Raw genomic sequence first — 7,066 nt, 5'->3', positions numbered from 1 at the left:
GGGTCGTCGGGCCGGGGCCGCCCGAGCTTGTGCATCAGGCTGGTCACCGTGACGACGCGCGCGCCGCCCGTCCCTGCGAGAAGCCCCGCGAGCAGGCCGGTCAGCGCGAAGTGGCCGAGGTGGTTGACGCCGAGCTGGAGCTCGAAGCCGTCTGCGGTCTTCGCGCGGGGGACCGCCATGATGCCCGCGTTGTTGACGAGCAGGTGGAGCGCCCCGCGCTTCCCGAGGAGCTCCGCTGCCGCGGCGCGCACCGAGGAGAGATCCGCGAGATCGAGCTCGACGAGCGCAAGTGCGGCGCCCGGGACCTCTGCTCGGATCGACGCCGCCGCGGCCTCCGCCTTCGATAGGTCGCGGCAGGCGAGGAGCACCTCGGCGCCGTGGCGCGCGAGCTCGAGCGCGGTGTGGAAGCCGAGTCCGCTGTTCGCGCCGGTGACGAGCGCCGTCCTGCCCGAGAGATCGGGGATATCGTCAGCGGTCCACTTCATCTCGCACCTGCGTCCCGCTGTTACCACACCGCCGGGATCGCGGATAGGCGGGGCCGCCGCCGGATCCTCCTGGCTCCGGCCGCGGCACGGGGGGGTGTGGGGTTTGCGAGATGATCTCTCGACGCAGTTTTCAATCGCGGCGGGGGCGCTGGGCCCTCGCGGCTAAATCCTGAACACAAGGTAAAGTATAAGCACCGTCGGGAGCGGGGCAAGGGGGGAGGGAAGAAAATGGACGAAGTGGACCGAGTGGACGGAATGGACCGAGTGGACGGGGAAAGAACTGAGAGCCAGGTCGCAGGTCACTTCTTGCCGGCGGCCATCATCGCGGCGGGCATGAGCACCGCGATCACCCGGCCCTTGGCGCACAGCTCGCCCCTGGCCGAGAGCGCCACGGCGACGATCACCTTGCGCTCCTTCTGCTCCTCGATCGTCCCGCGCAGCTCGAGCTCGGCGTCGAGCGGCGTGGGCCTGAGGTAGTCGACGTGCAGCGATGCGGTGACAAACCGCAGCTCCGGCTCGGTGCCCATCTCGCGGCCGGCGGCGCGGTACGCGGCCGCGGCGGCGGTGCCGGTGCCGTGGCAGTCGATCAGCGACGCGACGAGCCCGCCGTACACGATGCCCGGCAGCGCGGTGTGGTACGGGCGCGGCGTGAAGCGGCACACGCTCTCGTCCCCGTCCCAGAAGCTCTTGATCTGCAGCCCGTGCGGGTTGAGCCTGCCGCAGCCGTAGCACTGGCTCACCGCGTCCGAATAGAAGTCCTGAAACGCCTTGTCGCTCATGGCGTCGATTTGTGTCACGGCTCGCGGCAGTCGTCTACGGGTTCGGTGCCGGCGCGCCGACCTCGCCGCCCTCGTCGCCGGACTCCTCGAGATCGGACTCGGCCTCGTCGTTCGGCGCCTCCTCGGTCTGCTCGTCCTTGGGCCGTCTGTACTTCGCCCGCTCCCCGGGCGCGGAGTAGTCGATCCAGGTCGCGCTCTTCTCTCGCGTGTCCATGTGCACGAACACCGAGTTCGGGTAGTACCCGCAGCCCGAGTTCGGCAGCTCCTTGCAGAACTCGTACAGCTCGCGGTTCGGCACGCCTTTGACGCGGAAGTCGAGCGCCTTCGCCTGGCTGTGCCGCGACTCGCGGCCGCGCATCCTGGGGCGGTAGCCGGAGACGATCTCGACCGTCTGGCCGGGCCACCTCTCGGCCACGCGCTGGACCATCTGCAAGAGCCGCGGGTTGAGCAGCCGCGTCTTGACGCGCTTCGTCTTGGTCCGCGCGCCCGCGAGGGCGCTCACCTTGCGCCTCGCGTCCGGGAGGAGCTTGCCCGCCTTGTTGAGGAGGCGCGTCGTCACCTGGGCGTTGTTCCACACGCGGACGAAGTGGATCGGCTGCGCCGAGTAGCCCTTGACGCGCACCGGCACGGGCTCCTTGGCGCCGGGGACGAACAGCGTCTGGCCCACGTTGAGCGGCGTGTCCGTCGCGATCCCGTTGCGGACCGCGATCGCCCCGCCCTTGACGTTGTAGGCGCGGGCGATGATCCACAGCGTCTGCCCGGGCTGCACCGTGTGGCGCACGCCCCCCGGGATCTTCTCGCCGCTCACGACGAGCTTCGACCGCGCGGCCGGCGGAATCTTGTCGCCGTCGTCGACCTCCTCGGGCTCGGGGATGACGAGCGTGCGGCCGAGCTTGAGCGGCGAGCCCTTCTTGAGCTTGTTCGCCGCCGCGAGCTTCCTGGCCGTGACGCCGTGTTTCTTCGCGATCGACGCGAGCGTGTCGCCCTTGCGTACCACGTGGCCGTCCGACGCGCCGCCGCGCAGCGAGGTGGGGATCACGATCTCGTCCCCGGTCTTGAGCGCCTCGTCCGGCCGGAGGTCGTTCGCCGCGCGCAGGTCGTCCTGGGAGACGCCGTGGAAGTCCGCCACCTTCGCGACCGAGTCGCCCGCCTGCACGACGTACTTGGCGCCGGTCACCTCCCCGGCGGCCGGGACGTCGAGCGTGTCGCCGACTCGGAACGGGCCCTTGGGGCCGAGGCTGTTGAACCGGAGCAACTCCTCCACGGTCACGCCGAACCGCTTGGCCACGGACCCGGGCGTGTCGCCCTTCTTGATGACGTACGTCTCGGCGCGCCCCGCGGCGAAGGCGGGGACGGGGTTCGCGAGGGACGCCGCGCACGCGATGAGCGCCGCGCCGGCGAGGCCGACGAACGGCCGACTGGAAGATCGCATCGCCATCTACCGCACCTCGCGGGCGCCCGACACGGCTCTCCCGCCGCGGCGGGCGACCGCCAGCAGAGTTGGACGCCTCACGGCGCCCGGAAATTCCCGGCAGCCCCGCGCCCGGGGTTCAACCGTCCCGCAGCCCGTCGACCGGGCGCATCCGCGCCGCGCTCATGCTCGGCCAGATCGTCGCGATCAGGCAGATGACGAACGCGACGACGGCCGTGACCGCGAAGCTCAGCCAGTCGATCGTCACGGGCAGGTGATCGATGAGGTAGACCTTGGGATCCAGCGGCCATCCGACCTTGTCGAGCAGGAGGCACACGCCGATCCCGATCGTCAGGCCGATGGCGACGCCGTAAACGCCGACCACCGTCCCGGCGTAGACGAAGATCCGCAGGATGGCGGAGTGCGACGCGCCCATCGACTTCAGGATCGCGATCTCGCGCCGCTTGTCGAACACCATCATCACGAGCGTCGCGATGATGTTGAACGCCGCGACCCCGATGATCACCGCGAAGACGATCGCGAGGACGATCTTCTGCGTCTGCAGCGCCGTGAACAAGGGCGCGTTGAGCATCTCCCAGTCGACCGTGTGGTACGGCCCGCCGCCGAGGGTCTCCCGGATGCGCCGCGCCGTGGCCGGGGCGGTCTGGATGTCGTGGACCGTGACCTCCACGCCGGTCACCGAGTCGCCCTGATCGAAGAACCGCTGCGCCTCGAAGAGATCCACGTAAACGAGCTTCGTGTCGTACTCGAGGAACCCGGCGTAGAAGACGCCGACCACCTCGAAGCTCATCGTCGTGGGCCGGGCCTCGGACGGCGACCAGCCGAGCACGTCGAGCCCCATGAGCGGCGTCGTCACCTGCACGGAGTCTCCGACGCGCGCCTCGAGGTTCTCGGCCAGGGTCCGCCCGAGCACGATCCCCGGCGCCCGCCCGCCGCTCCGCGCGGCCCGCGCCGCGTCGCCCTCCCCGTCCGGGCCCGCGTCGCCGTGAAGATCCTCCTCGATCTGGGTCGCCAGCTCCGCGTCGTTCGCGGCGCGCGCGCGGGGAGCGCCCGGCGGGCCAGAGCCCGGCAGCCGCAGGCGATCGACCCCGCCCTCCACGATGTGCTTCGAGAGATCGAGCACCTCTCCGAGCAGCTTCGGATCCACGCCCTTGAGCAGCACGCCCGCGGTGTGCTCGCCCTTGGAGATCATCATCTCCTGGATCACGAACGGCGCCGCGCCGCGCACCTCGGGGAGCTCGCGCACGGTGCGCAGGACGTCGCGGTACTCGGTGAAATCGATCCCGTACTTCATCACGAGGACGTGGGCGTTCACGCCGAGAACTTTCTTGATGAACTCGTCCTGGAATCCGCTCGAAACGGAAATGACGATCGAGAGCATGGCGACGCCGAGCGCCACGCCAAAGATCGCGACCGCCGTGATCGCGGAGATCGATCGCTTCTTCTTCGACTGCGTGTACCGCGCACCGATGAACCGCGCGTAGCCCATGGCGTCGTATACCCCGCGGCGCGCGGCGGGCGCAACTCCGACGATCCACTCCGACGATCCTCGGCGGGCTGCTCATCCGTCCACCTTTCCCCGCAAGTTTTGCATGGTTCGGCTGGAATCGCGACATGGTTGTCACGTTTTTCCTTCCGGTACCGCGGACCGTCGCCCTTCCTCGTGCCACACGGACCGCGCTCCGGGTTGAAAACGCGTTGAACGAGAGGAGGTTGCGCGATGGACACCGCAGCGGTGCGGTCCTGGCACCGCCCTTGCATTGGGTCCCGGCAACCGGCGGACAGGACAGTTGAGTCGATGATCTCCTCCGCCGTTGACTTTTATAAGTAGGTTCCGGGCTCTTAGATCGTTGACTTAGCTCTTTTTGCGCTCTGGCGAACACTTAGCTCGCTCAAATTTTTGCTCCTTCTCTTGACTGGCCCGTCGCTGCCCGCCCTCAGCGACGGGCCTCTTTTTATTCAAACCCCTTCAGCAGAGTTACGCGGCCTCCGGACAGACCGGCTCATCGCCGCCCGGTCTCGGAAGCTCGTGCATCCGCTCGCGCCACCGGCCCGGCCTTCTGGCGATGCGCGCCCGCACGCGGCCAGCCAGCGCACCGCAGATCGTCTCCTGTTCCGCGTTCTCGATGCCGTCCGTCACGGCGATGAGCATCAGTCGTTTGGCTCGCATCGAAACCTCCGCAGCGGCCCTCGGCCGCGCCTCGTAGCGGGCCCGCCCGCCCGCGCGGCGAGCATCATCACGCTCCGTGCCAGATCGTACGGCTTTTACAACGCTACGTTTTTATTCGAATTTCTTCACTGCTCGCCGCCGGGTCGCGCGGGTCCAGGCGACAGAATGTCACGCCCCGGGCGAAAACGCGTGACCGCCTGTCAGACGTTGAACCGGATGTGGCAGATGTCCCCGTCGCGGACCACGTAGTCGCGCCCCTCGATGCGGAGCTTGCCCGCGTCGCGGCAGGCTGCCTCGGTGCCCAGCGCGTCGAAGTCCTCGAAGGCGATCACCTCGGCGCGGATGAACCCGCGGGCGAGATCGCTGTGGATCGTGCGCGCCGCCTCGACCGCCGTCGCGCCCCGGCGCAGCGGCCACGCGCGGCACTCGTCCGGACCGTGCGTCAGGAACGTGATCAGATCCAGCATGCCGAACGCCGCGCGGGCGAAGCGCGCCGCGGCGGGCCCGGTCTGCCCGAGATCCGCGAGGAACTCCTTCTGGTCCGCAGGCGGCAGCGCGGCGATCTCCGCCTCGATCGCCGAGCACATCGGCATCACCGTGATCGCCCTCGACGCGGCGAGCGCAAAGAGCTCGTCGGGCACGGCGCCGCCCGGCACGCCCTCGGGCAGGCTCAGGACGACCATGAGCGGCTTCAGGCTGAGGAACGCGAAACCGGTCAGGGTCGCGCCGTCCTCCTCCGCGAGATCGAGATCGCGCAGCGGCCGCTCCTCGGCGAGGTGCGCGAGGCACCGCTCGAGCAGCGCGAGCTGTCGCATGTCCGAGCGATCCTTCTTCAGCCGCTCGACGCGCTTCTCCACGACCTGCATGTCGGAGAGGATCAGCTCCGCCTCGAACTCGCGCAGCTCGTGCGCGGGAGTCGGCGCGCCCTCCCCGGCGTCGAAGCCGCGCGCCACCTGGACGAGCGCGTCCATCTCGCGGATGCGCGAGAGCGTCTGCGGATCCAGGCTCGAGCCGCCGCGGCCGCCGGGCACGTCGGCGAACGCGATCTCGGCGTAGGTGATCTTCCGCGGATCGTCGATCTCCGCGAGGCGATCGACGCGCCGGTCCGGGACCTTGATCGCGCCGAGGTTCACCTTGCCCCCGCCGTAACCGGTCGGCGCGCTCTGCCCGGTGAGCGCGTTGAAGAGGGTCGTCTTGCCTGAGCCCGGGAATCCGACGATGCCGATCTTCATGTCCGTCCCACCTCCGTCGCCGCCAACCGATACCAGATGGGGAATCTCCTTGCATCGAAAAAGGCGACGGCTATAATCCCGGCCCTGGTCGGGCCTGTAGCTCAACTAGGTCAGAGCCCCCGGCTCATAACCGGGTGGTTCCCGGTTCGATTCCGGGCGGGCCCACCGTGAGCGGACGTCGCGATGAAAACACGATTCGGCCCAACCTAGCGAGGATGAGTACGGTGTTGCAAGATCTCGCTGCCCTGCTGGAGCTCCAGAAGCTCGACCTCGACAACCTCGAGCTCCGCAAGACACTCCAAGGAATTCCCGAAAACATCGAAGAGACACGCCGCAACGTCGCCCACATCGGCGAGATCCTCGAGAAGGAGCGGCAGCGCGTGGCGGACGCGGAGGCGTGGCGTCGCGAGCGCGAGCGCGACGTCGAGATCCAGAACGAGCTGCTGGGCAAGAGCAAGGCCAAGCTCCAGGCGGCCCGCAACGAGAAAGAGAACAAGGCCGCGCAGCGGGAGATCGACACCATCCGGCACACCATCCAGGACCGCGAGAAGGAGGTGCTGCAGGTGATGGAGGCGCTCGAACAGTACCGCGTCGCGATCGAGGATCACTCGCGGGAGTTCGCCGAGCTCGAGGTGCACCTCAAGGCGGTCGAGGACGAGGGGCGCGTCAAGATGGCCGAGGTCGAGCGGAAGATCGGCGAGACGGGGGCGAAGCGCACCGAGCTCGCGAGCCACGTGTCGGCGCCGCTGCTCAGGCAGTACGAGCGGCTCCACAAGCGGATCGGGGTCGCGGTGGTCGAGGCGGTGGACGGGAAGTGCACCGGCTGCCACATGAACCTGCCGCCGCAGCAGTACAACGAGCTCATGCGCGGCGACAAGCTGTTCACGTGCCCGGCCTGCGTGCGGATCCTCGTCTACAAGAGGCCGATCGAGCCCGGGCCCGACGCGAGCGTCGGCGCCACGGACTGA

General features: G+C 68.8%; 7 protein-coding genes and 1 tRNA gene. 2 read left to right on the top strand and 6 right to left on the bottom strand.

The window, feature by feature from the left end; all coding sequences use genetic code 11:
- The 6 genes from M0R80_05465 to M0R80_05440 all read right to left on the bottom strand — a co-directional run.
- Window positions 1-485 (bottom strand): SDR family NAD(P)-dependent oxidoreductase (locus tag M0R80_05465; protein MCK9459067.1); only part of this gene is annotated, 485 nt, incomplete at its 3' end.
- Between the two features lie 299 nt (window positions 486-784).
- Window positions 785-1,264 carry a PaaI family thioesterase gene (locus tag M0R80_05460; GenBank protein MCK9459066.1) on the bottom strand — a complete coding sequence of 160 codons (480 nt, stop codon included), beginning with the start codon at window positions 1,262-1,264 and terminating at the stop codon, window positions 785-787.
- A 34-nt stretch (window positions 1,265-1,298) separates the two neighbouring features.
- Window positions 1,299-2,702: a LysM peptidoglycan-binding domain-containing protein gene (locus M0R80_05455; protein MCK9459065.1), complete on the bottom strand. Its 1,404-nt coding sequence runs from the start codon at window positions 2,700-2,702 to the stop codon at window positions 1,299-1,301.
- 112 nt (window positions 2,703-2,814) lie between these two features.
- Entirely contained in the window at window positions 2,815-4,185 is a 1,371-nt protein-coding gene (locus tag M0R80_05450) for an ABC transporter permease (protein MCK9459064.1), read from the bottom strand.
- 489 nt (window positions 4,186-4,674) lie between these two features.
- Window positions 4,675-4,866 (bottom strand): hypothetical protein, encoded by a 192-nt coding sequence (locus M0R80_05445; protein MCK9459063.1) that lies wholly within the window; start codon window positions 4,864-4,866, stop codon window positions 4,675-4,677.
- A gap of 200 nt (window positions 4,867-5,066) precedes the next feature.
- On the bottom strand, window positions 5,067-6,098 hold the full coding sequence (locus tag M0R80_05440) for a YchF family ATPase (protein ID MCK9459062.1): 1,032 nt from the start codon (window positions 6,096-6,098) through the stop codon (window positions 5,067-5,069).
- Between the two features lie 90 nt (window positions 6,099-6,188).
- Here M0R80_05440 and M0R80_05435 point away from each other — a divergent pair.
- Window positions 6,189-6,263, top strand: a tRNA-Ile gene (locus M0R80_05435).
- Between the two features lie 59 nt (window positions 6,264-6,322).
- Window positions 6,323-7,066: a C4-type zinc ribbon domain-containing protein gene (locus M0R80_05430; GenBank protein ID MCK9459061.1), complete on the top strand. Its 744-nt coding sequence runs from the start codon at window positions 6,323-6,325 to the stop codon at window positions 7,064-7,066.

This window comes from Pseudomonadota bacterium (assembly GCA_023229365.1).
Lineage (GTDB): Bacteria > Myxococcota_A > Polyangia > JAAYKL01 > JAAYKL01 > JALNZK01.
Note: the sequence above shows the minus strand (reverse complement) of the source record. Positions and strands in the feature narration are given on the sequence as shown.

Coding starts and splice junctions, on each gene's coding strand:
- M0R80_05460 (MCK9459066.1), bottom strand. CDS start 1,264: ATGAGCGACAAGGCGTTTCAGGACTTCTATTCGGACGCGGTGAGCCAG.
- M0R80_05440 (MCK9459062.1), bottom strand. CDS start 6,098: ATGAAGATCGGCATCGTCGGATTCCCGGGCTCAGGCAAGACGACCCTC.
- M0R80_05455 (MCK9459065.1), bottom strand. CDS start 2,702: ATGGCGATGCGATCTTCCAGTCGGCCGTTCGTCGGCCTCGCCGGCGCG.
- M0R80_05445 (MCK9459063.1), bottom strand. CDS start 4,866: ATGCGAGCCAAACGACTGATGCTCATCGCCGTGACGGACGGCATCGAG.
- M0R80_05450 (MCK9459064.1), bottom strand. CDS start 4,185: ATGGGCTACGCGCGGTTCATCGGTGCGCGGTACACGCAGTCGAAGAAG.